Source organism: Paracoccus sediminilitoris (assembly GCF_003259195.1).
Classification (GTDB): Bacteria; Pseudomonadota; Alphaproteobacteria; order Rhodobacterales; family Rhodobacteraceae; genus Paracoccus; species Paracoccus sediminilitoris.
Genome location: NZ_QJPK01000002.1, coordinates 104,835 through 128,998 on the forward strand (window position 1 = coordinate 104,835; position 24,164 = coordinate 128,998).

General features: G+C 64.6%; 24 protein-coding genes. 14 read left to right on the plus strand and 10 right to left on the minus strand.

The annotated features are described in order from the left end of the window. The first annotated feature begins 3 nt into the window (after positions 1-3). From DKT70_RS04445 to DKT70_RS04460, 4 genes are read left to right on the plus strand one after another with little or no spacing between them, the layout of a single operon-like run. Entirely contained in the window at positions 4-618 is a 615-nt protein-coding gene (locus tag DKT70_RS04445) for a cupredoxin domain-containing protein (RefSeq protein WP_233490417.1), read from the plus strand. Between the two features lie 2 nt (positions 619-620). Further along, entirely contained in the window at positions 621-1,346 is a 726-nt protein-coding gene (locus tag DKT70_RS04450; RefSeq protein ID WP_111558013.1) for an ABC transporter ATP-binding protein, read from the plus strand. Continuing rightward, complete coding sequence (locus tag DKT70_RS04455) at positions 1,343-2,146, plus strand: ABC transporter permease (RefSeq protein ID WP_199559528.1); 804 nt, start codon at positions 1,343-1,345, stop codon at positions 2,144-2,146. The genes DKT70_RS04450 and DKT70_RS04455 overlap by 4 nt, the downstream gene beginning before the upstream one ends. Beyond that, positions 2,143-2,736 carry a hypothetical protein gene (locus DKT70_RS04460; RefSeq protein WP_111558015.1) on the plus strand — a complete coding sequence of 198 codons (594 nt, stop codon included), beginning with the start codon at positions 2,143-2,145 and terminating at the stop codon, positions 2,734-2,736. Before DKT70_RS04455 ends, DKT70_RS04460 begins: the two co-directional genes overlap by 4 nt. A 13-nt stretch (positions 2,737-2,749) precedes the next feature. Here DKT70_RS04460 and DKT70_RS04465 read toward each other — a convergent pair whose 3' ends face one another. Then, on the minus strand, positions 2,750-3,730 hold the full coding sequence (locus DKT70_RS04465) for a glycosyltransferase (protein ID WP_233490418.1): 981 nt from the start codon (positions 3,728-3,730) through the stop codon (positions 2,750-2,752). Between the two features lie 221 nt (positions 3,731-3,951). Between DKT70_RS04465 and DKT70_RS04470 the strand changes: the two genes are divergently transcribed. The 4 genes from DKT70_RS04470 to DKT70_RS04485 are packed head-to-tail and all read left to right on the plus strand — an operon-like array spanning position 3,952 to position 8,497. Next, complete coding sequence (locus DKT70_RS04470) at positions 3,952-5,556, plus strand: glycosyltransferase (protein WP_158529944.1); 1,605 nt, start codon at positions 3,952-3,954, stop codon at positions 5,554-5,556. A 9-nt stretch (positions 5,557-5,565) separates the two neighbouring features. Then, on the plus strand, positions 5,566-6,465 hold the full coding sequence (locus DKT70_RS04475) for a glycosyltransferase family 2 protein (protein ID WP_111558018.1): 900 nt from the start codon (positions 5,566-5,568) through the stop codon (positions 6,463-6,465). 41 nt (positions 6,466-6,506) lie between these two features. Then, on the plus strand, positions 6,507-7,493 hold the full coding sequence (locus tag DKT70_RS04480; RefSeq protein WP_111558019.1) for a hypothetical protein: 987 nt from the start codon (positions 6,507-6,509) through the stop codon (positions 7,491-7,493). 5 nt (positions 7,494-7,498) lie between these two features. Beyond that, positions 7,499-8,497, plus strand: coding sequence for a hypothetical protein (locus DKT70_RS04485; RefSeq protein ID WP_111558020.1), 999 nt, complete (start codon positions 7,499-7,501; stop codon positions 8,495-8,497). A gap of 51 nt (positions 8,498-8,548) precedes the next feature. Here DKT70_RS04485 and DKT70_RS04490 read toward each other — a convergent pair whose 3' ends face one another. The 5 genes from DKT70_RS04490 to DKT70_RS04510 all read right to left on the minus strand — a co-directional run bounded on the left by DKT70_RS04490 (position 8,549) and on the right by DKT70_RS04510 (position 13,244). Next, complete coding sequence (locus DKT70_RS04490) at positions 8,549-9,694, minus strand: UDP-galactopyranose/dTDP-fucopyranose mutase family protein (RefSeq protein WP_111558021.1); 1,146 nt, start codon at positions 9,692-9,694, stop codon at positions 8,549-8,551. Positions 9,695-9,800: 106 nt separating this feature from the next. Next, complete coding sequence (locus DKT70_RS04495; RefSeq protein ID WP_111558022.1) at positions 9,801-10,481, minus strand: 5'-nucleotidase, lipoprotein e(P4) family; 681 nt, start codon at positions 10,479-10,481, stop codon at positions 9,801-9,803. Between the two features lies 1 nt (position 10,482). Continuing rightward, the gene (locus tag DKT70_RS04500; protein ID WP_233490419.1) at positions 10,483-11,250 is read right to left on the minus strand and encodes a 5'-nucleotidase, lipoprotein e(P4) family; all 768 of its coding nucleotides are present in this window, start codon (positions 11,248-11,250) and stop codon (positions 10,483-10,485) included. Between the two features lie 77 nt (positions 11,251-11,327). Beyond that, entirely contained in the window at positions 11,328-12,569 is a 1,242-nt protein-coding gene (locus DKT70_RS04505; RefSeq protein WP_111558023.1) for an MFS transporter, read from the minus strand. Positions 12,570-12,653: 84 nt separating this feature from the next. After that, complete coding sequence (locus DKT70_RS04510) at positions 12,654-13,244, minus strand: LolA family protein (protein WP_111558024.1); 591 nt, start codon at positions 13,242-13,244, stop codon at positions 12,654-12,656. Positions 13,245-13,394: 150 nt separating this feature from the next. On the opposite strand from DKT70_RS04510, the gene DKT70_RS04515 reads away from it, so the two are divergent. Next, positions 13,395-14,630, plus strand: coding sequence for a putative DNA modification/repair radical SAM protein (locus DKT70_RS04515; RefSeq protein WP_111558025.1), 1,236 nt, complete (start codon positions 13,395-13,397; stop codon positions 14,628-14,630). After that, positions 14,627-16,051, plus strand: coding sequence for a UdgX family uracil-DNA binding protein (locus tag DKT70_RS04520; protein ID WP_111558026.1), 1,425 nt, complete (start codon positions 14,627-14,629; stop codon positions 16,049-16,051). The genes DKT70_RS04515 and DKT70_RS04520 overlap by 4 nt, the downstream gene beginning before the upstream one ends. Before the next feature lie 4 nt (positions 16,052-16,055). On the opposite strand, the gene DKT70_RS04525 is transcribed toward DKT70_RS04520, so the two are convergent. From DKT70_RS04525 to DKT70_RS04535, 3 genes are read right to left on the minus strand one after another with little or no spacing between them, the layout of a single operon-like run. After that, on the minus strand, positions 16,056-16,973 hold the full coding sequence (locus DKT70_RS04525) for a glutaminase (protein ID WP_111558027.1): 918 nt from the start codon (positions 16,971-16,973) through the stop codon (positions 16,056-16,058). Between the two features lie 57 nt (positions 16,974-17,030). After that, a complete protein-coding gene (locus DKT70_RS04530) occupies positions 17,031-18,254 on the minus strand; it encodes a UbiH/UbiF/VisC/COQ6 family ubiquinone biosynthesis hydroxylase (RefSeq protein ID WP_111558028.1) in 1,224 nt (407 codons plus the stop codon). Next, the gene (locus tag DKT70_RS04535) at positions 18,238-19,143 is read right to left on the minus strand and encodes an SDR family oxidoreductase (RefSeq protein WP_111558213.1); all 906 of its coding nucleotides are present in this window, start codon (positions 19,141-19,143) and stop codon (positions 18,238-18,240) included. Before DKT70_RS04535 ends, DKT70_RS04530 begins: the two co-directional genes overlap by 17 nt. 97 nt (positions 19,144-19,240) lie before the next feature. Between DKT70_RS04535 and DKT70_RS04540 the strand changes: the two genes are divergently transcribed. The 3 genes from DKT70_RS04540 to DKT70_RS04550 all read left to right on the plus strand — a co-directional run bounded on the left by DKT70_RS04540 (position 19,241) and on the right by DKT70_RS04550 (position 22,176). Beyond that, entirely contained in the window at positions 19,241-20,725 is a 1,485-nt protein-coding gene (locus DKT70_RS04540) for an AMP nucleosidase (RefSeq protein ID WP_111558029.1), read from the plus strand. 138 nt (positions 20,726-20,863) lie between these two features. Beyond that, positions 20,864-21,163 (plus strand): HU family DNA-binding protein, encoded by a 300-nt coding sequence (locus DKT70_RS04545; protein WP_072296707.1) that lies wholly within the window; start codon positions 20,864-20,866, stop codon positions 21,161-21,163. Positions 21,164-21,285: 122 nt separating this feature from the next. After that, the gene (locus DKT70_RS04550; RefSeq protein ID WP_111558030.1) at positions 21,286-22,176 is read left to right on the plus strand and encodes a DMT family transporter; all 891 of its coding nucleotides are present in this window, start codon (positions 21,286-21,288) and stop codon (positions 22,174-22,176) included. A gap of 16 nt (positions 22,177-22,192) precedes the next feature. Here the strand turns inward: DKT70_RS04550 and DKT70_RS04555 are convergent, their stop codons facing one another. After that, complete coding sequence (locus DKT70_RS04555) at positions 22,193-23,581, minus strand: aminotransferase class V-fold PLP-dependent enzyme (protein WP_233490420.1); 1,389 nt, start codon at positions 23,579-23,581, stop codon at positions 22,193-22,195. 91 nt (positions 23,582-23,672) lie between these two features. Here DKT70_RS04555 and DKT70_RS04560 point away from each other — a divergent pair, with 91 nt between their 5' ends. Further along, the gene (locus tag DKT70_RS04560; RefSeq protein WP_111558214.1) at positions 23,673-24,149 is read left to right on the plus strand and encodes an Lrp/AsnC family transcriptional regulator; all 477 of its coding nucleotides are present in this window, start codon (positions 23,673-23,675) and stop codon (positions 24,147-24,149) included. Positions 24,150-24,164: the final 15 nt, after the last annotated feature.

Genomic DNA, 24,164 nt, shown 5'->3' on the forward strand with positions numbered 1-24,164 from the left:
TCCATGACCACGCTGACGAAACTGATGTCCGGTGCCGCCTTGGCCCTGATCCTGGCGGTGCCCGCCATCGCCCAGGATGCCGCGGCCCCCAACGCCTCTGCCGAGCAGGTCCCCGGCGGCGATGCCGTGGTGGGCGAACCCGCCGAGGCGGGCACCCAATCGGGCGAGGCCGTGGAGGCGGACGAAGATGATGATGACGACGAGGAAGAGGCGCCGTCCAAGGGGACCTATGACGCGACCGGCATGTTCGATTACGGCTTCTCGGGCCTTCTGGCGCGGGAAAACCGCACCGATCTGGCACCCCTGACGCTGGCATCCGGTCAGCCCGTCGCGGGCGGCGAATACACGATCAAGTCGGGCGGCTACTATCGCATCAACATCGTGGCCGATGGCAGCCAGGAGCTGGCCCTGTCGGGCGGTGACTTCTTCCGCGCGATCTGGATCAACGAGATCGTCATCGGCGATACCGAGATCCGGCCGATGGGCGTGCACAGCATCGAATTCGATGCCGACGGCACGGCGGTCCTCAGCTTTGTCGCGGTGCTGCCCGGTCGATACACCTTGTCAGTGCCGGGCTCTACGGGCGACAGTCTGCAAGCCGTCTTCAACATCCAGTAATCATGACCGCAGCCGCGCTGGAAATCGACCATGTCAGCCATAATTTCGGGGCTGTTCAGGCCTTGCAGGATGTCTCGCTGACCGTCCCGCGCGGCGGCTTCACGGCGCTGTTGGGCGTGAACGGGGCGGGCAAGACGACGCTGTTTTCGTTGATCACGCGGCTTTATAACAACCGGTCCGGCGTGATCCGCGTGGGTGGCCACGACCTGCGGCGCGAACCGTCCAAGGCCCTGGCGCGCCTTGGCGTGGTCTTTCAAACCCGCGCCATGGATGCGGACCTGACGATCCGTCAGAACCTGATCTATCACGCCAGCCTGCACGGTATTCCGGGCCGCATCGCGCGCCCCCGCATCGCGCAGGTGCTTGACCAGGTCGATCTGGCCGACAAGGCCGATGCCCGCGTCACGGCCCTGTCCGGCGGCCAGTCCCGCCGGGCCGAAATCGCCCGCGCCCTGATCCATCGCCCCGACCTGCTGCTGCTAGACGAGGCAACGGTGGGCCTTGACGTGAAATCCCGCGCCGAGGTGCTGGCCCTGACCCGCCGCCTGATCGCCCGCGACGGGGTCTCGGCGCTGTGGGCCACGCATATCATGGATGAGATTGCCCCCGACGACGACCTGGTGATCCTGCACCGCGGCCAGGTGCTGCGCCGGGGCAGAGCCGATGCCATTGCAGGATCGCAGGGGATGACCCAAGCTTTTCTGGACATGACCGGGGTGGCACCGTGACCGGGTGGCTGACCGCCTTTCTGGGCATCGCGCGGCGCGAGACGCTGCGCTTCGTCAACCAGCGTGGACGCTTTCTGGCGGCACTGGTGCGGCCGCTGGTCTGGCTCTTCATCTTCGCCGCCGGCTTCCGCGCGGTTCTGGGCCTGTCGATCACGCCGCCCTATCAGACCTATGTCCTCTACGAAGTCTATGTGACCCCCGGCTTGGTCGCGATGATCCAGTTGTTCAACGGCATGCAGTCGTCGCTGTCGATGGTCTATGACCGCGAAACCGGGGCCATGCGCACGCTGCTGGTCAGTCCGTTTCCGCGCTGGTTCCTGCTGGGGTCCAAGCTGGTGGCGGGGGTGATCGTCTCGATCATCCAGGTCTTCACCTTTCTGGCCATCGCCTGGTTCTGGGGCATCACGCCGCCCGCATGGGGCTATGTCGCGGTGATCCCGGCGCTGATCCTGTCGGGGCTGATGCTGGGGGCGATGGGGCTGTTCCTGTCATCGGCCATCCGCCATCTGGAGAATTTCGCGGGCGTGATGAACTTCGTGATCTTCCCGATGTTCTTTGCGTCATCCGCGCTTTATCCGCTGTGGCGGATGCGCGAAAGCAGTCCGCTGTTGCATGACATCTGCGCCTTCAACCCCTTCACCCATGCCGTCGAACTGATCCGCTTTGCGCTTTATCTGCAGGTGAATTGGACATCGCTGGCGGTGGTCATGGGATGTTTGGCGGGGTTCTTCGGGGCGGCGGTCTTCATGTATGATCCGCAAAAGGGCCTCTGGGCCCGTCGGAAAGGAGGACCCTCATGATCCGCATTCCCCTGTTGTTGGCCCTGTTGGCTGCGGCACCCGCCCATGCCGCGATAGGCAGCGACCCCGACTGGCCCTGCATCCAGCGCAAGCAGCCGCACCTGTCCCTGGGGCAGCTGTGGACGGGACCGGTGCCGGACGAACAGGTGATGGAGCTGGCGGAAACGCCCCCCATCGCCCAGCTGGCCGCAAGGCTGGAACAGCGCCGTCTGCCCCTGGATCAGGCCGCCACGCTGATCGGCGACTTTGCCCAAGGTGCCGACGACCGGCAGTTGACCGCCCTGATGCAGGCGATCTTTACGCGCATCGAACGCGATCGCAGCGCGCTGATCGCGGGGATATCACGCTATGGCCGCGCGCAGGTGGCCTTGGCCGATCGCATCAAGGACCGCCGCACCCGGTTCGAGGAAATGCAGGCCGCCCCCAGCCCTGATTTCGACGCCATCGACGTCGAGGAAGAGGCGCTGGACTGGGACATGCGCATCTTCCAGGACCGGCAGAAATCGCTGACCTATGTCTGCGAAACGCCCGTCATCCTGGAACAGCGCGCCTTTGCCCTGGGCCGCGAAATCGCAGGGCATCTGGATTAGGGCGCAGCCTTGGTCACTCAGATCCCGAACGACGCAGGATCTCCTCATGCGGGCGGTCCAGCTTGCGGGCCAGACCGTCCCGGACCGCCAGGTTCAGCATGACCCGGAAGGTTGCGGCATCATCGCCGTAATCGACCGCCTTGCGACGCCATTTTCGCAGCAGCACCGGCACCAAGGGCCAGAACCACGGCCCCGCCGCCACGCGATAGGCGATCAGCGCATTGCGATACATGTAGAACACCTTCCACAAGGGACGCAGGACCAGCCCCGTCTTGCCCTGTAGGGCAAGGGTGTCATGTTCGAACCCGATATCCGGGGCAAAGCCGATGCGCAGTCCCTTGCGGCGCATCTGCAAGGTGTAAAGCTGGTCGTCACCATAGATGAACAGGCGCGGGTCAGGCAGGCCCGCATGTGACAGCGCGTGACGGGACAGGAACAGGCCCACGAAGCTGGACATGTCGACGGGCAGGATCGGACCGCCCGCCCGGTAATCTGCATCCGACAGGTGAAACCCCGCGCGCCCCTTGCCCAAGGGCATGCGGATCAGCGTGCGGGCAAAGCGGCCCATATGCCAGAATGGGTTGCGATAGGGGCGGTTCATTTCACAGATGGCGCCGTCGGGATGCCTGACGGCCGCCCCGATCGCGTCCCATCCCGACAGGTCCATGGCGCGAAAGGCGTCGATGGCCCCCGGCTGGGGTCTTCCGTCGTCATCCATGACCACCACCCAATCCGCATCGGTCCGGTCCCGCGCGATCTGCATGGCGATGGAAAAGCCGCCCGCGCCGCCCAGGTTCCTGTCGCTTCGATGCACCATGATGCGTGGATCATCCTGGCCCGCCAGCCATTCCGCAGTGCCATCCGTCGATGCATTGTCGACGATCACGACATGATCCAGCGGTTCCGCCTGAAGTCGTCGGATCGTCTCGACCAGCTTGGGCAGCCTGTCATGGGTGACGACGGCGGCGGCGATGGTCATGGGGGGCTGGGGCATTCGCGGCTTACTCATGGCTATAGAATGGCAGAAACCCGCATCAAGCCCGGCCGATCGCCGACCGCGTTAGCATGATCGCGCTTGTCCGGGCAACCGTGCAGCACAACCCCGCCCGAGCGGGTCTAGGCAGTTTCATCGCCGGTGGCGACCTGCTATCTGTCAAGCTTCGTGAAGATGTGGCAGTTGAAAGCCGAATTGAGATCCGAGACAGCATGACCAGCATGACACCTCCCGCTTTCGGAACGGAAAGCGCGCATATCGACCACGAGATCACCGAGGCGATGGCGATCTATACGCGGCTTTATCCCACGCAGAAGCTGACCTTCATCTTCTATCAGGGCAAGGATCCGATCCATGGTGCACCCAGCATCATCGAAGGGCCGTTCACCTTCCGCCCGCATCACCTCAGCCCGGAATACCTGGGACGGGTCACCCGTCCGGGTGCCGGGGTGGATTCCCCGGAAGTGACGATCATCCTGTCGATTCCCCGCCGTCCGACTCCGACCGAAGCCAAGCAGACTGACGCAAGCTGGCGGCCCGTGCGCCCCTTGGCCCGCCTGTTCACAGCCTGGCCGATCGGTTATGAAAAGATCCGCTATCTTGCGGAAATGCGGCGCAAAAAGCGTCGCGACAGCAAGATGACAAGCCGCGGTCTGTTGCGGGGCGAGGGTTCGGGGCACTTTCCGCCGGCCGCGCGCCCGGCAAGCGACAAGAAGCCTGCCATCCTGATCGGCATGCACTGGCTGGAGGTGGGCGGCGCCGAGAAGCTGGGCTTCGATACCATCCGCTGGGCGCTTGAAGCCGGGCTGCGCGTCTTCGTCGTGGCCAGCGTGCCCGCCCTGCAGCGGCTGCAGACGAACCTGCCCGACAGCCCAGATGTCACCTTCATCCGGCTGGACCGCTATCTGGCGCATGACAAATGGCCGCGTTTCGTGGAACGGCTGATCCGGGACGAGAATATCGGCCTGATCCACAACCACCACTGCATTCCGCTGTACGAATCGCTGCCGCAGATCCGAGCGATCCTGCCCTGGGTCAAGGTGATCGACAGCACGCATATCGTCGAATACGCGAACGGGGGCTATCCGCGGACATCGGGGGTCTGGTCAGAATTCATCGACATCCACCATGTCATCAGCCGCGAGCTGGTCGATTATTATCGCGACAATTTCCAGGTCATCGGCAAGGTGAAGCTGGGTCGCATGCTGGACCGGGTGGAACCTGCGCGCGAGCTTCCGGCCATGACGATGACGCCGGGCCAGAACACCTTGCGCGTGACCTTCGTCGGCAGGCTTTACTATCAAAAGCGCCCGGTCGTCGTGGTCGAGGCCTTGCGCGCCCTGGACAAATGGGCCGTGGCGAACGGCGTGCAGCTGCGCGGCCGCATCATCGGCGAGGGGCCCTTCCTGGACACCCTGCGCCAGATGCTGAAGCGATACGGCCTGACCTCGAAGGTCGAACTGCTGCCGGCGGGATCACCCGTCCCGCAGATCATGGCCGACAGCGACATCCTGCTTCTGCCTTCCAACAACGAGGGGCTGGCGCTGGTCTGCTATGAGGCGATCGAGCAGGGCTGCATCCCGATTTCAACCGATGTCGGATCGCAGGCCGAGATCGTTCCGGCCGATCTGCTGGTTCCGCTGGAACCTGCGGCCTGCGTCAAGGGCATCGTCTCGGTCGTCGATCGCCTTTGGAAGGACGCCGCGTTCTGCGACCGCCAGAAGGCCGAACTGCACGCCGCATGGTCGCGGATCGCCGCCGACCCCACCGCCCAAGAGATCCTGATGCCTGTCTATCGCGACGCGGCTCACGTGACAGAAGAATAGGTTTCCGCCATGCCTGCCCTGAACAAGACCGCGGCGATCATCGTCACCTTCAACCGATCGGCCAAGCTGGTGAAGGTGCTGGACGCGCTGGACCACCAGACCCGCCGCCCCGACATCATCCTGATCGTGGACAACGCCTCGACCGACGACACGCAGGCGCTGATGGAGACGCGGGCGCGCGACGACGACAGCCTGCGCTATCTGCGGCTGCCCAAGAACGTGGGCGGGGCGGGCGGTTTCCATGCGGGGCTGAAGGCGGCCTATGGCATGGGCGCGCATTATTTCTGGATCTCGGATGACGATGCCTATCCCGAACCCGACGCCATCGCGAACCTGCTACATGCCATCACCAGCTTCGAGGAAAGCCACGCCTGGCGCCCCAGCTTTGCCTGTTCGCGGGTCGAGTGGATCGACGGGACCCTGTGCGAGATGAACACCCCGCGCCCGGTCTGGGACTGGCCGCGTTTCGTCACCGCCGCCCAGAACTGGCCGCTGGTGGACAGCGCCTCCTTCGTATCGGTCCTGATCCCGCGTTGGGCGGTCAGTGAACACGGGCTGCCGATCCCGGATTACTTCATCTGGTTCGACGATGCCGAATATACCCGCCGCATTGCGCGCAGCTATCCCGGCATCTTCGTCCCCGAAAGCGTCGTGCTGCACGACACCCCCGACAACAGGGGCGTGAATTTCGGCATGATCGACGAAAAGAGCCTGTGGAAATTCAAGTACGGCGCCCGCAACGAGGCCTCGTTCCGCCGGCGCGAGGGCGGGCTGGTCAACGTCCTGGCCTATGCCTATGGCGTGCGCCGCCAAATGAAGGGGGCCAATGTCCCCAAGGATCTGCGCCGCCAGATCTATGGGGCGATCCTCAAGGGGATCAGCTTCCGTCCCCGCATCGAGCGGGTGTGACACCCAAGACCTTCCGTATGAGTATGGGACAAGAAAGTTAAATGACGATGCAGAACCTTTATATCCATGTGGGCACTCACAAGACGGCAACCACGTGGCTGCAGCATTATCTTGCCAAGAACAGCGACCTGCTGAACGATCTTGGGTTCTACTACCCCACGTCGGGGCGGGTGACGCAGGCTCAGCACCGGCTGGGGCAGGCGATCTTCAACCGCAAGGCACCCAAGGAAAAGCTGGACGGTATCGCGGTCTGGGAACGTTTCAAGCGTGAGATCTCGCAGGTCAGATACCAGAACATCATCATCAGTTCCGAAGAGTTCGAATGGGTCCAACACCCCGCCCTGATCAAGCGGTTCCTGCCTGAATTCTCGATCAGGCCGATCATCTATCTGCGTCGCCAGGACGATTACATCGAATCGCTCTATGGCCAGCAGATCCGCGATTTCCAGCCGCGGCTGAAAAAGACGATCCACCAGTATCTTGAAACCAGCAAGCTGGCCTTCCTGGATTACAAGCGCCTGATCAGCCAGTGGCAGCAGGCCGCCGACGCGATCCATATCCGCGTCTTCGACCGCAAGTTCATGAAGAATGGCGATGTCGGGGCCGATTTCCTGAACGTTCTGGGCATCACCGATTCCTCGGGCTTCGAGCCGGCCTCGGGGCCCGTGATCGACCAGAAGACCAATCTCAGCATGGAAGCCCTGGAATTCATGCGTCAGTGCAACGCGCTGCCGATGACCGCCGCGCAGCACATGCAACTGATCAATCACGTGATCCGCCTGGACAAGGTCGCCACGCAGGCGCAGGACAAGAAACGCCTGCGTTTGCTGGATATCCAGACCCGCAAACAGATCATGGATCGCTATCGGGGCATGAACAGCGCGATCTCGGCGGCACATCCATCGGCGACGGGCCTCAAGGATCTTTTCCCCGAGGTCTCGGACGACGCCGCCGTCTTTGCGCAGGCCGAACAGTTCAACATGTTCGATGTGCTGCTGAAGGCGAACAGCCTGGTGAAGATGGGTTGAACGACATGGAGCAGGTGAACGGCAACCGCCGCACTCTTTATCTGCACTTCGGCGTGCATCGGACGGCCACGACCGCCATCCAGGCGACAATGTTCGCCAATCGCGACACGTTGCGGCGGTCCGGCTTCCTTCATGCCTTGGGCGTCAAACGGCATATCGGACTGTTCAACAGCATCTTCGCCGGAAAGCAGAGCGTGGCGCATGCTGCCGAAACGCTGCTGGAGGAGGCCGATGCCCAAGACTGCGACATCCACAGTCTGATCCTGAGCGACGAGGCCGTCAGCAAACGTCCCGACCTTGGTCTGCTTGCCGGGTTTCGGGACCATTTCGACGTCAAGGTGGTCATTGCCCTTCGCCGCCAGGATCTGTGGCTGGAAAGCTGGTGGGCGCAGAACGTCAAGGGTCAGTGGGATCGTAAACTTTGCCATACTCCCTGGCCGGATTTCATGGCCAACCGGGAACAGTTCCACTGGATCGACTATGATCGCTACATCAATCACCTTGAAGAGGTGTTTGGTGAAGGCAGCGTGCTTCCCTACGTCTTCGAGCGCGGTCAGATGCCTGACGGACCCATTGCGGCTTTCTGCAATGCCATAGGCTTTGCCAACTTCGCAGAGTTACGAAAGGCGGGCGGGGAAAACATCAGCCTGACACCCGAAACATCCGAATTCGTCCGGCACCTTCCCTTCATCGACGCCCCGATGAAGCTGCGCCTTCAGCTGATCCGCATGGCCGAGGCCGTGGACCGCCAGATCAGGGAACAGGATGCCACGACGCTGATGATCCCGTGGGAAGAGCGTCGCAGAATCATGGACGGCTATGCCGAAGGCAATCGCAACGTCGCGCGGCGCTTCATGGGGCGGGAGGAGCTGTTTCTGGACACTCTGCCCGATCCGTCCGCCCCGGTGAAGACGCCGTCCTTGCCGGACGACGCGACCCAAACGATGCAGCGGCTTGTCGTTCCGTTCATGCAGGAACTGGTCGCGCATTTTCGCGACAAATAGACCGGATTGACGGACATGCCGGATCGGTCCCGATCCGGCATGTCCCGTTCTTCAGCTGGGGTCCGCGACGAAAGCGGGCATCGGTTGACCTTCGGCGGATTGGGCCAGGAAGGTTTGGGCGGTGTCCAGGGCCTCGCGGATGGTGACGTCCATGTCGAGGTAGCGATAGGTCCCCAGGCGACCGACGAAGGTCACGCCATGGGTGTCGCGGGCCATCTGGACGTAATCGGCCAGCAAGGCTTTTTCCTCGACCAGACGGATCGGGTAATAGGGCGTGTCGCCCAGTTCGGCCAAGCGCGAGAATTCGCGATAGCAGACGCTGCCGTCATGGGTTTCCCAAGGGCTGAAATGCTTGTGTTCGGTGATGCGGGTATAGGGGACCTCGGGGTCGCCGTAATTCATCACCGCGCAGCCCTGATAGTCGCCCTGATAATCGAAGCGTTCGAAATCCAATGTGCGATAGCCAAGGCGCCCCAGCCGGTAGTCGAAATAACCGTCCAGCGATCCCGACCAGAAGACGTGATCGGCCTTTTCGCCCATTTCGGGGGTATAGGGCGTGTCCAGTTCGACGGTGATGCGCGGGTGATCCAGGATCGCCTGCACCATCGCGGTATAGCCGTCCTGCGGCATGCCCTGGAAGCGGTGGAAGAAGTAGTTGTCGTCATAGTTGAAGCGCACCGGCAGGCGCTTGAGGATCGAGGCCGGAAGTTCCGTCGGCGAACAGCCCCACTGCTTTTCGGTATAGCCCTTGAAGAAGGCGCGATACATCTCGGGGCCGACAAAGCGCAGGGCCTGTTCCTCGAAAGTCCGGGGATCGGTGATCGTCGTGTCGGCCTTGGATTCGACAAAGCTGCGGGCCTCGTCGGGGCGCATGGTCTGGCCGAAGAACTGGTTGATGGTCAGCAGGTTGATCGGCAGGGAATAGACCGCGCCCTGCGTCGTCGTCTTGACGCGGTTCTGGAAGGGCATGAAGGTCGCGAAATCATTGACGTAATTCCAGACCGCCTCGTCATCCGTGTGGAAGATATGGGGGCCATAGACATGCATCATGACGCCGGTCTCGGCGTCGCGTTCCGTGTGGCAGTTTCCGGCGATATGGGGACGCGCATCGATGATGCGGCAATCATGGCCGGCCTCGGCCAACTGGCGGCCGATCACTGCACCGGACAATCCGGCGCCGACAAGAAGTATCATCATTCAGTCCCCAATCCTGCGCAATCCGTGGCACCGTGCCCAAGGGCATCGCCCAGCCATGCCGATAGCATGAAAGGGCGGGGCGATGCCATATCGCGGGCGGCGCGCCTCAGGCGGGGATCCGAGGAACCTCCCAAGGGCGCAGATCGGCCTTCATCCAGGTGCCATGGGCGGCGTTGGGAAAGACGATCCAGTCCTGGCCGAAGCGGTCGGCATGATGTTCGGCCAGCCTGTGCTGATCGTCCAATGCCGCCCCCGCAAAGGCGCCGTGGAAATCATGCAGCGTGTCGCCCAGCTGCAGGATGATCCGGTGATCGCGTTCGACGGCGGCGCGGCGTTCGGCCTTGGGGGGGCCGAACAGCAGGACATGGCGGTCATGGACCTGGGGCAGGCCCAGCCTGGACAGGGTGGCGATGGTGGCCAGCTTGTTTTCGTCGAACCGGTCCGAGACATAGAAGATCGTCACGCCCAGCTGGTCTGCCAGATCAAAGAAGGCGGCCGCGCCGGGGATCAGATGCGGGTCGCCTTCGCGTTCCCACAGCTTCCAGGTCTCCAGGCTTTCGAACATGGCGTCGTGATGCATGGCCAGCGCCATGACGGCGCTGTTGTCCAGGATCGTCTCGTCGATATCGCTGAGGATCGCCAGCCCCGCACCGCCCCCCGCCGCATCCACCGCCTGACGCAGGCGCAGCGTGGCCAGCGCATAGCATTGGCGCTGCAGCGCGCGGATCTCGGCCGAGGCCTGTTGATAGCGGACGGCGATGGCGTGGTCGTGGGGCTGGCGGGTCATGTCATTCCCAAGGCTCGACAACGGGTTCGGCGGCCCATTCGGTCAGGGGCGCCTCGGACCAGGTGCCATAGCCGGCGTTGGGAAAGACGATCCATTCCGCGCCCCATTTGTCGCCCTGTTCGGTGACCAGATTGCGCTGATCCTCCAGCGGGGTCTTGCGGAAGCCGCCGTCGAAATCATGCAGCGTGTCGCCCAGCAACAGAACGATCCGGTGATCCTTGCTGACAATCTCGCGCCGTTCGACCTTGGGCGGGCCCAGCAGCAGAACCGATTCCTCGCTGACCTGCGGCAGGCCCAGGGCGGTCAGGGTGGCCATCGTATCGACCTTCTGTTCGTCCGAACGGTCCGAGACATAGCGGATGGTCACGCCCAGATCGTCGGCATGGGTCAGGAATTCCATCGCGCCGGGGATCAGCGTCGGCATGCCGTCGCGTTCCCAAGGCAGCCAGGTGTCCCACGCGTCATACATGTGGCAATCGGCAAGATCGCGCGCCAGCAAGGCGGAATTGTCGATGACGGTTTCGTCCAGATCGGTGACGACGGCCAGCTTGGCGGGGTCCTCGGCGCCCTCGACGGCGGCATCCAGACGCATGGTGGCGATGTTGTAGGCCTGCGTCTGCAAGGCGCGCACTTCGGCCGACTGCTGTTGATAGCGCAGGCCCATGGTGAATTCGGAGACCTTGCAGTCATCCTGCGCCTGTGCGGCGGCTGCGGTCGTCATGGCAAGCCCTGCAGCAAGGGCCAGTGTCGGTCGTGCAATCATGGTCATGGGTCCCATCTGGTCATGGCGTGAATGTCGGCGTCATGACCCTATGCAAGCCTTGACGCAGCGTCAAACGGATGGCGTCAGACCGCCAAGGGCACGCGGGCAGGGGCCTCGCGGACGGGCAGGTGGATCAGGGCGCTGAAGGCCCCGACGCCCACGCCGATCCACCAGACCAGCAGGTAGTCCCCTGAGACGTCGTAAAGCCAGCCCCCCAGCCAGACGCCCATGAAGGACCCGATCTGATGGGACAGGAAGACGAAGCCATAGAGCGTCGCCATGTAACGCAGCCCATAGATATACGCGACCAGCCCCGAGGTCAGCGGCACCGTCGCCAGCCACAGCCCCCCCATCACCAGCGAAAACAGGATCACCGACCCCGGCGTGATGGGTGCCAAGATGAAGGCGGCGGCGGCGATGGTGCGCAGGGTATAGATGCCCGCCAGCAGGTATTTCTTGCTGTAGCGTTTCCCCAGCCAGCCCGCCAGGATCGCCCCCGCGATATTGGCCAGCCCGATCATGGAGATCGCCACCGCCCCCAGGGCCGAGGTCGTGGTGATGCCCAGCCCGGCCAGGATGCCCGCCGGGTTTATGGGGCCGCACATCTCGGTGATCATGGCGGGGAAATGGGCGGTGATGAAGCCCAGCTGATAGCCGCAGGAAAAGAAGCCCGCGAAGATCATCAGATAGGACGGATCGCGAAAGGCGCGCTTCAGCACCGTGCCAAGGCTGTCCTCCAGCTGGCCACGGGTGGCGGGCTTGCCGTCGCCCAGCATCGGCAGGAACAGCAGCGTGGTCAGGACGATGACGCCGAAGATGATGAAGACCGATTGCCAACTGTAGAAGCCCAGCAGGATCTCGGCCAGGGGGGCGCCGAAGACCTGGCCCGCCGACCCCGCCGCGGTGGCGATGCCCAAGGCAAGGCTGCGGTTTTCGTCGCTGGCGGCGCGGCCCACGATGGCCAGGATGACGCCAAAGCCGGTGCCCGCGATGCCAAAACCGACCATCACCTCCAGCAGCTGGATGCCGGCCGCGGTGGTGGCAAAGGCGGTCAGGATCAGCCCCAGGCTGTAGAGCGCGGCCCCCAGGATAATCGCCCATCGGTCGCCCCAGCGTTCCGCCAGCGCCCCGAAGATCGGCTGACCGATCCCCCAGGCCAGGTTCTGGATGGCGATGGCCAGGCTGAATTCAGCCCGCGGCCAGCCGAAATCGGCGGCGATGGGGATCTGAAAGACGCCGAAGCTGGCGCGCAGCGCAAAGTTGATCAGCAGGATCAGCGATCCGCCGATCAGGATGGGGGTGAAGATGCGCGCGTTCTGGGACATGGCTGCGGCCTTGAAAGGATGAGGGCCGCAGGTTTGCGCGGCGACCCCGTTCGGTCAATCACGCAATTGTATGGGCGCAATCGATCAGCGGCGGTTCATCTCGGACTGGATCGAGAAGCGCGATGACGGGATCGATCCGCCCTTGGTCATCTCACCCAGAATCACCGTCGTCTTCTGGCCGCTATCGTCGGTGACGATCCACTGGCGCAGCTCGGTCGGGTTGGAAAAGACCATCTGGATGTTGCCGTTCTGCGGACGCTGCGGGTCCTGCGCGGTCACGATGGTGGCGTTGTCCTTTTCGCTGTGGCCGGTGACCATGTTGGCGCGGCCTAGATCGACATTCGCGTCCAGGATGATCGACAGCGGCGTCTGCGACAGAGGGTATTGCTGCGGCCCGCCATTCGACTTGCTGTCGAAGACCGCGACGTTGCCGCCCGAGGCCAGGACCAGCGTGTTGTCGTTGTCGTATTCAAAGCGCACCCGGCCCGGACGGTGGATATAGACCGTGCCGGTCGACACCGTGCCGTCGGGATTGATCTGGGTAAACTCGGAGGTCACCGTCGACAAACCGTTGAGATAACGCGAAATCTCGGACAGCGAGATACGCTCGGCCAAGGCCGGGAAGGCAAGACCGATGAGGAGGGCGGGCGCAAGTGCGAGTGAGCGAATGTTCATGACCTCGATCTTATCCTTTCGCGAAACCGTTGCACATCACGTCTGTAGGATGGCATCGCGGGCAACGATCGCGCCGCTGTGACAGTTCCGCGCAGTTTGTTTCAGCTTTGGCGGCTTGTCTGGAACATAAGCGGAACATATAGTCATGGTATGGCCCAAAGAACCCTTGATCAGAAATTGGCGATCCTGTCGGACGCGGCGAAATACGACGCATCCTGCGCCTCCAGCGGGACGACGCGCCGCGATTCGCGGTCGGGGGGTATCGGCTCGGCGGGGGGGACGGGAATCTGCCATGCCTATACGCCGGACGGGCGCTGCATCAGCCTGCTGAAGATCCTGATGACGAATTTCTGCATCTATGACTGCGCCTATTGCATCAACCGGGTCAGCAGTAATGTCGAACGCGCGCGGTTTTCCCCCGAAGAGGTCGTGAACCTGACGCTGGAATTCTATCGCCGCAACATGATCGAGGGTTTGTTCCTGTCATCGGGCATCATCCGCAGCCCCGATCAGACCATGGGCGACATGGTCCGCATCGCGAAGATGCTGCGGGTCGATCACGGCTTCAAAGGTTACATCCATCTGAAGACCATCCCCGACGCCGGTGCAGAACTGGTGGCCGAGGCCGGGCTTTATGCCGACCGCCTGTCGGTGAATGTCGAACTGCCGCAGGATGCCAGCCTTCGCCAGCTGGCCCCTGAAAAGCGCCCCGAAACCATCCGCGCCGCCATGGCCGATGTCCGTCTGGGCCGCGAGGCCGCCAAGGAAAAAACCTTTACCGGCAAGCGCCCGCCGCGCTTTGCCCCCGCCGGTCAATCGACGCAGATGATCATCGGGGCGGATGCGGCGACGGATCGGGACATCCTGAAGACCTCGTCGAACCTCTATTCGGGCTATCATCTGAAGCGGGTCTATTATTCGGCCTTCAGCCCTATTCCAGATGCCTCTGCAGCGCTGCCGCTGATCAAGCCGCCCTTGATGCGCGAACACCGTCTGTATCAGGCCGACTGGCTGATGCGCTTTTACGGCTTCGACGCCGAGGAGATCGGCGCGGCCCATCCTTCGGGCAATCTGGACCTGGCCGTGGACCCCAAGCTGGCTTGGGCCTTGGCGAACCGGGGGCAGTTTCCCGTCGATGTGCGCAACGCTTCCCGTGACATGCTGCTGCGGGTGCCGGGTTTCGGCACCAAGACCGTGGGCCGCATCTTGGCCGCCCGGCGCAGCGGTGCGTTGCGCTATGCCGATCTGTTGCGAATGGGGGCGATCATGTCCAAAGCGAAGCCCTTCGTGACGCTGCCTGACTGGCATCCCGGCGCGCTGACCGACAGCGATAGCCTGCGCGCCCGCTTTGCCCCTGCACCCGAACAGCTGTCGCTGTTTGGATGATCCGGGTCGATCTGCCCCGTTTCGACCGGTTCGAGGCATGGCGCGACGCCGCCCGCGCTCTGGTCGGCGCGGGCATCGCCCCCGACCGCATCACTTGGGCCGACACCGATGCGCCTGCCGATCTGTTTGGCAGCGACCCGATGCCGCCGGCGGGCAATGCCAAGGTCAAGGCGACCAAGGATTATTTGACACTGGCCCGCACCGTCGCCAACCATTCCGACCCTGAACGATGGTCTCTGATCTATGCCGCACTGTGGCGCGCCCAATCCGATCGCGGCTTTCTGGACAACCCTGCCGATCCGCTGATGGACCGGCTGAACCGGCTGGCGAAATCCGTGCGCCGCGACATCCACAAGATGCATGCTTTCGTGCGGTTCCACGAACTGCCCTCGGACGGTCCGCGCCGCAGCTTCGGCGCCTGGTTCGAGCCTGAGCATCTGATTCTGCAGGCCGCCACACCGTTCTTTGCCAAGCGTTTCGCCGACATGGACTGGCTGATCGCCACACCCGAAGGCATCGCCCGCTTTACCGGCGATGCCATCGCCTATGACCCGCCCGCGCCCCGTCCCGACCTGCCGCCAGATGCCAATCACGGTTTGTGGCAGACCTATTTCGCCAACATCTTCAATCCGGCGCGCATCAAGACCAACGCCATGCGGTCCGAGATGCCGATCAAATACTGGAAGAATCTGCCCGAAACGCACCTGATCCCGCAGATGCTGGCCGACGCGCCCCGTCGCGTGCAGGCAATGCGCGACGCGGGCGCCAGCGATGCGCCCGCCTTTGCCGCCAGGGTCACGGCCCGCATCCGCCAGCCTGCGCAGGACACGCCCCCCGAAACGCTGGCGCAGGCCCAGGACCAGGCCGCCCGCTGCACACGGTGCGAGCTGTGCCATGCCGCGACCCAGACCGTCTGGGGGCAGGGCGATCCCGATGCCCGCCTGATGCTGGTGGGCGAGGCGCCGGGCGATCAGGAGGATCTGTCCGGGCGCCCCTTTGTGGGTCCCGCGGGACAGCTGCTGCGCCAGACCATGGCCCAGGCCGATATCGACCCCGACAAATCTTGGCTGACCAATGCGGTCAAGCATTTCCGCTTTACCCCCCGCGGCAAGCGCCGGATGCACCAGACGCCGGACCGGCCCCATATCGAACAGTGCCGCTGGTGGTTGGGGATCGAACGCGGCTTTGTCGCCCCCGACCTGACCGTGGCCTTGGGGGCGACGGCGGCCTTCGCGCTGACGGGTGACAGGACGCCTCTGACGCCGCGCCGGGGCAGGGTGCAGGCCGGGCTGGATGGCGGGCCGGTGCTGATCACATGGCATCCCAGCCTGATCCTGCGCCTGCCCGATGATCGCGCGGCGGCGGCGCGGGCCGAACTGCTGGAGGACCTGCGGCAGGCGGGGCGGATGCTGGCGGCGTGACGCCCTAGCCGAAGACCGACCAGCCGGTGAATTCCGCCAGTTTCTCGGCGGCCAAAGTGCCGGCGCGCGAATTGCCCCAGCCATCCAGCCCCGGCGACCAGATCGCGATCGAGGCCCGCCCCGGCGCGATGACCAGCAACCCGCCGCCAACGCCTGATTTCGCGGGCAATCCCACGCGAAAGGCGAAGTTGCCCGACCCGTCATATTGCCCGCAGGTCATCATCAGCGCGTTGATGCGCCGCTGCTTGACGCGCGACAGCAGGCCCGGCGCACAATCCAGGCCCGCGATGACGCGGCCCGCGCGGGCCAGCTGGATGCAGGACATCTCGATTGCGCATTGGTGGTAATAGGTGCCGGTCACATGCGTTGGCGGGTTCTTCAGATTGCCGAAGCTGCGCAGGTAGTGGGCCAGGGCCGCGTTCCTGTGACCGTTGGCGGCCTCTGATTTGGCCACCGCCTTGTCGATGTGAATGTCGTCATCCTCGCCGGCGCTGCGCAGAAAGCCGATCACCTCGGACAGGGCCTGACGGGGGCTGCGGCCGGTCAGCAATTCGTCGGTCACGACCAGCGCGCCCGCGTTGATGAAGGGGTTCCGGGGCCGGCCCTTTTCCTGCTCCAGCAGCAGGATCGAATCGAACCGATCGCCCGAGGGTTCGCGCCCCACCCGCAGCCACAGCTGTTCCCCGATGCGCCCCAGCACGCAGGCCAGGGCGAAGACCTTGCTGACCGATTGGATCGAAAACGGCTGATCCGCCTGGCCCGCCGTCAGGACATTGCCATCGGCGGTGGCGACCGCGATGCCGAACTGGGCGGGGTCGATGCGGCCCAGTTCGGGAATGTAATCGGCCACCTTGCCCCAGTTGCCGCCCGCGCGAATATCGCGGTCCAAGCCTGTCAGGAATTCCCCCAGATCGCCGGTCATGCTGCCCCCCTTCGCCTTGCGGCAAGGCTATGGCGTGAAAGCGGCCTTGTGAAAAGGCTAAAGCGGGCGTCCGGTCAGCAGGCGCGGCATCGGGTCGACCGACAGCCCCGCCGCCTGCCGCATGAAGCCGCGACGCAGGGCGGGTAGGGCCGTGACCATGCCCATGCCAAGGCCCCTGACGGCGGAAACCACGGGATTGTCCGTCGCGAACAGCCGGTTCACCCCGTCCATCCCAAGCGCCAGCGCGGTGGCATCGAAACGCCGCCAGAATTGGTATCGCTGCAGGACCAGCTCCGATCCGATATCCTCGCCACGGCGGGTGGCTTCGACCAGCACCTGCGCCAAGGCGGCCACGTCGCGCAGGCCCAGATTCAGCCCCTGACCCGCGATGGGATGCACCCCATGGGCCGCATCGCCCACCAGCGCCACCCGCGCGACGGCATAGCGGTCGGCGAGCGACAGGCTGAGCGGATAGGAGAACCGCCCCCCCGCCAGTGCGATATCACCCAGGAAATCGCCGAAACGCGGGCGCAGGACCTTCAGGAAATCGTCATCGTCCAGCTGCAGGATCGCCTGCGCATTGGCCTGCGTTTCCGACCAGACGACGCTGCTGCGGTTGCCGGGCAGGGGCAGGATTGCCAGGGGCCCGGTGGCCATGAAATACTGCTGCGCGATGCCGTCATGCGGCAGGTCGTGATCGATGGCCGCGACCAACGCCGTCTGGCCGTAATCCCAGCCCCGCCGCGTGATGCCCGCCCGTTTCGCGACCCCCGATCCGCGCCCGTCGGCCCCCACCAGCACGCGCGCCCGCATGGTGCCGCCATCCGACAGGGTGACGGTGACGCCCGCATGATCGACCTGCTGACCCGTCACGGCGACGCCCGGCAGATGGGTGACGCGCCCCGTCATCGCCCCAAGCAGCGCCTTGTAGAGGAACCGATCCTCCAGCATGTGGCCGACGGGGCCTTCCTCGGTCTCGGCGCTGTCGAAATGCAGAAAGAACGGCGCGGCCCCGTCGCCGGGACGTCCCTGCGACGCCTTGACTTGTCGGATCGGCTGGCTGTCGGCGGCCAGCCCGTCCCACAGCCCAAGCGCCTTCAGCAGCCGTTGGGACGACACCGCCAGCGCGTAGGCCCGCCCGTCGAAGCTGTCGGTGGCGCGGGCATCGGCGGGGCGTGGGTCCACCACTGCCACGCTCAACCCGGCTTGGGCCAGCGCAAGGGCCAGCGCGGGGCCGTTCAACCCGCCCCCGGCAATCAGCACATCATGCGTCTTTGTCATGTCGCGATCCTTGCATGGGGCGGTGTGATGCGCCGTCGGTTGTTTCGCTGGCCAGCAGGGCGGCCAGCCCGCTGCGGTAATCGGGGTAAAGCAGCCGGACACCCAACTGCGTCTTGATGCGGTCGTTCCGCACCCGCTTGCTGTCGGCATAGAACGATCGCGCCATGGGCGACATGTCGGCCTGATCGAAGGGCACCGCCGGGGGCAGGGGCATGCCCAGCAGATGCGCGGCATGGGCGATCACGTCCTGGGGCGGTGCGGGATCGTCGTCGCAGAGGTTGAAGACGTCGCCCACGTCAGGCTGCAGGATCGAGGCCAGCAGCACCTGCGCGATATCATCCGCATGGATGCGCGAAAACACCTGTCCGGGCTTGATGATGCGGCGCGCGGTGCCGTCCAGAACCTTGCGGAAGGGGCCGCGGCCGGGGCCATAGATGCCCGCCAGCCGGAAGATCTTCAGCGGCAGGTGGTGGTCGCGAGCCAGGGCCTGCCAGTCGGCCTCGGCCCGGATGCGGGCCTGGCCACGCGGGCCGCTGCCGTCCAGCACGCTGTCCTCGTCCACCCAACCGCCGTCACGGTCGCCATAGACCCCGGTGGTGGAGAGGTATCCCAGCCAGCGCGGGCGCGCAGCGGCCAAGGCGTCGCGGAAATCGGCCAGCACCGGATCGCCTCCTTCGCCGGGCGCGGCCGATACCAGGATTGCATCCGCCCGCGCGATGGCGTCCAGCAGGGGCTGGCGTGGTCCCGGCCACAACAGGGGCTGCGCGCCCGCATCCGCCACGCGCGCCAGATCGCCGCGCGTCGTGCCCGTGACATTCCAGCCCCGCGCCCGCAACAGCGGCGTCAGGTGGCTGGCCGAGTAGCCGTGACCGAAAACAAGCATTTCCATGACGCTATCGTAACCCTGCCGTTCGGGCAGCGCCAGACGCTTGCCTGTCGCAGGCGGTGCTGGCAGGCTTTGTGCAATCACAAGGACATAAAGCACCATGACAACGGATTCCCGCTTCCTGCCGGTCGAAAGCCCCGAAACGCCCACCCGCCGCGAATTCACCGACGCCGCCGAGGCCATCGCCTATCTGAGCAGCCTTTACGACCAGGCGACGGGGTTCCTGCTGGACAACTTCACCCGCATCCTGGAGGGCGACCAGCCGACCGCGCGCTATCGCGCCTTCTATCCGGAAATCCGCCTGACGGTCCCGACCCATACCAAGACCGATTCCCGCCTGTCCTTCGGCCATGTGGTCCAACCCGGCAGCTATGCCACCACCATCACCCGTCCGGACCTGTTCCGGAACTATCTGATCGAACAGGTGGGCCTGCTGATCCGCAACCACGGGGTGCCGGTGCGCATCGGGCTGTCGGACACGCCGATGCCGGTGCATTTCGCCGTCGCCTCGAACAGCGACTTGGCGGTGCCGCAGGAAGGCGTGCTGGCCTTTTCGCTGCGCGACGTCTTCGATGTGCCGGACCTGAACAGCATGAACGACGACATCGTCAACGGCATGGCGGCGCCGCTGCCCGACGGGACGCAGTACCTGGCGCCCTTCACCGCGCAGCGCGTCGATTATTCGCTGGCGCGGCTGTCGCATTACACCGCCACCGCCCCCGAGCATTTCCAGAACTTCGTACTGTTCACCAACTATCAGTTCTATGTCGACGAATTCGAGGCCTATGCCCGCCGCGTCCTGGCCGATCCGGATGCGGGCTATACCGGCTTTGTCGCGCCGGGAAATCAGGAAATCACCACCGCGGACGGCCAGATCGCGCCGCTGTCCAAGATGCCGCAGATGCCCACCTATCACCTGAAGCGCGCCGACGGGCAGGGGATCACGCTGGTCAATATCGGCGTGGGGCCTTCGAACGCCAAGACCGCGACCGACCATATCGCGGTCCTGCGCCCCCATGCCTGGCTGATGGTCGGCCATTGCGCGGGGTTGCGAAACAGCCAGTCCCTGGGCGATTTCGTCTTGGCCCATGCCTATCTGCGCGAGGATCACGTCCTGGACGACGACCTGCCCGTCTGGGTGCCCATCCCCGCCCTGGCCGAGGTACAGGTCGCCCTGCAGGAGGCCGTGGCCGAGGTCACCCGCCTGGAAGGGTACGAGCTGAAGCGCATCATGCGCACCGGCACCGTGGCCACCATCGACAACCGCAACTGGGAATTGCGCGACCATTCCGGCCCCGTCCACCGTCTGTCGCTGTCGCGCGCCGTCGCGCTGGACATGGAAAGCGCCACCATCGCGGCGAACGGGTTCCGGTTTCGCGTTCCCTATGGCACGCTCTTGTGCGTCAGCGACAAGCCGCTGCATGGCGAACTGAAATTGCCTGGCATGGCTACGGATTTCTATCGCACCCAAGTCGCCAATCATCTGCTGATCGGGATCCGGGCGATGGAAAAGCTGCGGGGCATGCCGCTGGAAAAGATCCATTCGCGCAAATTGCGCTCATTCAGCGAGACGGCCTTCCTGTAAGGCGGCCTTCGGACGCGGGTTTCCGCAGGTTGGGCGAAAAAGGCTTGAACTGCTCGACAAAACCGTGTGTAGCAGGCGATATGCCGCAAAAGGCGCAATATTTGGGCCCCGTCGGAACAGGGCAAGAGGAGACAGACCATGACTACGGCTGCTGCAAAACCGATGACCAAAACCCAACTGGTGGCGACGCTCGCCGAGGAAATGGGTTCGGACAAGAAGTCGGCTTCGGCCGCACTGGATGCGATCGTGGCGATCGTCACGCGCGAAGTCGCTGGCGGCGGCGCCGTGACCCTGCCGGGCATCGGCAAGATCGCCTGCCGTGCCCGCCCCGAGCGTCAGGTGCGTAACCCGCAGACCCAGGAAATGATGACCAAGCCTGCCGACAAGCAGGTCAAGGTGACCATCGCCAAGGCCCTGAAGGACAGCGTCAACAGCTGATCCCTGACTGGATGACAGTCGCGAAGGGGTCGCACCTGCGGGTGCGGCCCCTTTTCTTTGGTCTTCACGGTTGCCCCTGCGTCTGCTAGCCGTTTTGCATGGCGTGAAAGAATGGGGCTGGCATGGATTTCAAGGCGTTGGTGATGGGCCTGGGGTTTGCGGTGATGTGGGCCTCGGCCTTCACCACCACTCGGATGATTGTGACCGAGGCCCCGCCCCTGACCGCCTTGGCGCTGCGCTTTGCCCTGTCGGGTGTGCTGGGCATCCTGATCGCGCTGGTTATGGGCCAATCATGGCGCGGCCTGACGCGGCCCCAATGGCGGGCGGTCGTCATCTTGGGGTTGTGCCAGAACGCGCTCTATCTGGGCCTGAACTGGGTCGCGATGCAGTCGATCGAAGCAAGCCTCGCCTCGATCATCGCCGCCACCATGCCGCTGATGGTCGCCTTCCTGGGTTGGAGCCTGCTGGGCGAACGCCTGCGCCGTCTGGGCGTGGCAGGGCTGGCCCTGGGAGTGGTGGGCGTCGCCATCATCATGGGCGCGCGCCTGCAGGGCGGCAGCGATCTGGTCGGCATCGCCATGTGCTTTGCGGCGGCCCTGGCCCTGGCGGTGGCGACCCTGACGGTGCGCGGCGCCAGTTCCGGCGGCAATGTCATGATGATCGTGGGGCTTCAGATGCTGGTGGGGGCCGTCACGCTTGGCGTTATCGCCCCTTTCGTGGAAACCTTCCAATTCACGCTGACGCCCCGCCTGGTCGCGGCATTCGTCTATACGGTCGTGGTGCCGGGCATCGGCGCCACCTGGGTGTGGTTCCTGCTGGTCAGCCGCATTGGCGCGGTGCGTGCGGCGACCTTCCATTTCTTGACACCGTTCTTCGGGGTGTCGCTGGCGGCGCTGCTGTTGGGAGAAAACCTGGGCGCGGGCGACGTGATCGGCGTGGCGATCATCATGGTCGGCATTCTGGCCGTTCAGCTGTCCAAGGCCCCTCCGGTCAAGCGCCCGCCCCCCAGCTGAAGGCCGGGCGCACCGGTCACGCGGCGCGCGGCGAAAAAATCGCCGTCGCCGGATCGCCCCGGTACCGCGCCAGATGGTCCGGCGCATCGGCCGTCAGCCGGATCATCGCCGCCAGGATCGCGTCGATCTCGGCCTCGGGGGCGGCCCAGCACAGGTTCAGGCGCACGAAGCCCGGCTTCTCGATTTCGCGCCCCGACAGGATCGCCATCCGCATCGCCTGCGATTCAGCCTCCCCGATGCCCAGCAACCGATGCACATAGGGACCGGCGCAGGCGCAGCCCCCCCGCGCCTGTACCCCGAACAGGTCCGAGAGCATCCGCGTCGCCAGCTGCTGATGAACAAAGCCGCCCGCGCCATCGCCGATCCGGAAGGCCAGGATCGGCAGCCGCGCGATGTCGTCGCGGCCCAGCATCCGCAATCCGGCCACATTCCGCAATGCCGCTGCCTTGGACAGCCAGCGCCGATGCCGGGCGTCGATCCAAGGCTGGCCCACGTGATCCTTCAACGCAAAGACCAGCCCGGCGCGGATGTCGCCCACGACGTTGGGGGTGCCTGCCTCCTCGCGGGCTTCAACTTGGGTTGCGTAATCATGGCCCGAATCGTTGACGAATTTCACCGTGCCGCCGCCGGGCAGGCTGGGCCGGTCCGACAGCACGGCGTCGCGACGCAGGATCATCACCCCCGATGCCCCCGGCCCGCCCAGAAACTTGTGCGGCGATGTCACCACCGCATCCATTCCCAGCCCCATGTCGATCGGCAGATAGGGCGCCCCCCCGGCATAGTCCCAGACCATCGTGGCCCCGGCAGCTTTGACCATGGCAGTGATGCCGGCCACGTCGCTCAGCGCGCCCGTGACGTTCGAAGCTGCCGACATCGCCACGATCCGCCGCCCATCTCGTGCCAGCGCCTTGGTCAGCGCCTCCAGGTCCGGCCCGCCCTGCGCGCCTTCCGGCAGCTGGATCACCGTCGCGCCGCTTTCGCGCCATGGCAGGATGTTGGAATGATGCTCGTAGGGGCCGATGATCACCGTCACGCCCGGCCCGGCCTGCAGCAGATGCACCAGCCGGTTGATCCCCGCCGTCGCACCCGACCCGGTGAAGATGACGGCATGATCGGCCCCGCCCCCGACGCATCCCAGGATCTGCGCCCGCGCCGCGCGCCGCATGCGCGTCATCACCCCGCCGCAATGGCTGGCCTCGGTATGGCTGTTGGCATACCAAGGCAGCACATCCTCCATCACCGCCCGTTCGACCTGCCGCAGCGCCCGGCCCGAAGCGACGTAATCGGCATAGATCATCCGTCTTGGCCCGAACGGCCCGTCGATCACCTGATCGTTCCCGATGATGTCGCGGTGCAGATCCTCGGGGCGCCCCAGACCTGCGCGAAACCTGTCGAAAATATCCATGCCAATCCTCATTCATTAGCCTGCAAGGTGACACGGAAAGCCGCAGGTTTTGATTTCTCTTTTGCACAAATACCCCTATTATGCGGGTCAGATGAACGACCAGACCCACCAGATCGACGACATCGACAACCGCATCCTGTCGGCGCTGCAGCAGGATGGAACCCTGTCGCAACGCGACCTGGCCGACCGCATCGGCCTCTCGCAGAATGCCTGCTGGCGGCGACTGCAGAAGCTGACCGCGGCCGGCATCCTGCAGGGCAACCGCGCGGTGATCGATGCGGCCCGCGCCGGATTGCACCTGACCGTCTTCGTGATGATCCGCACCCGCCACCATGACGATGCCTGGGCCGGTCGGTTCCGCGCCCGCGTCGAATCCATCCCCGAGATCACCGAGTTTCACCGCATCGGCGGCGAATGGGACTATATGGCCAAGCTGGTGACGACCTCGATGTCGGGCTATGACCGCTGCTACAAGGCTTTGATCCGCGACATGGATCTGGAACGCGTCACGGGCGTTTTCTCGATGGAGACGATCTTCACGGCCCGCCCGCTGCGCCTGCCGCGTTGATTTTCGCGAAACACT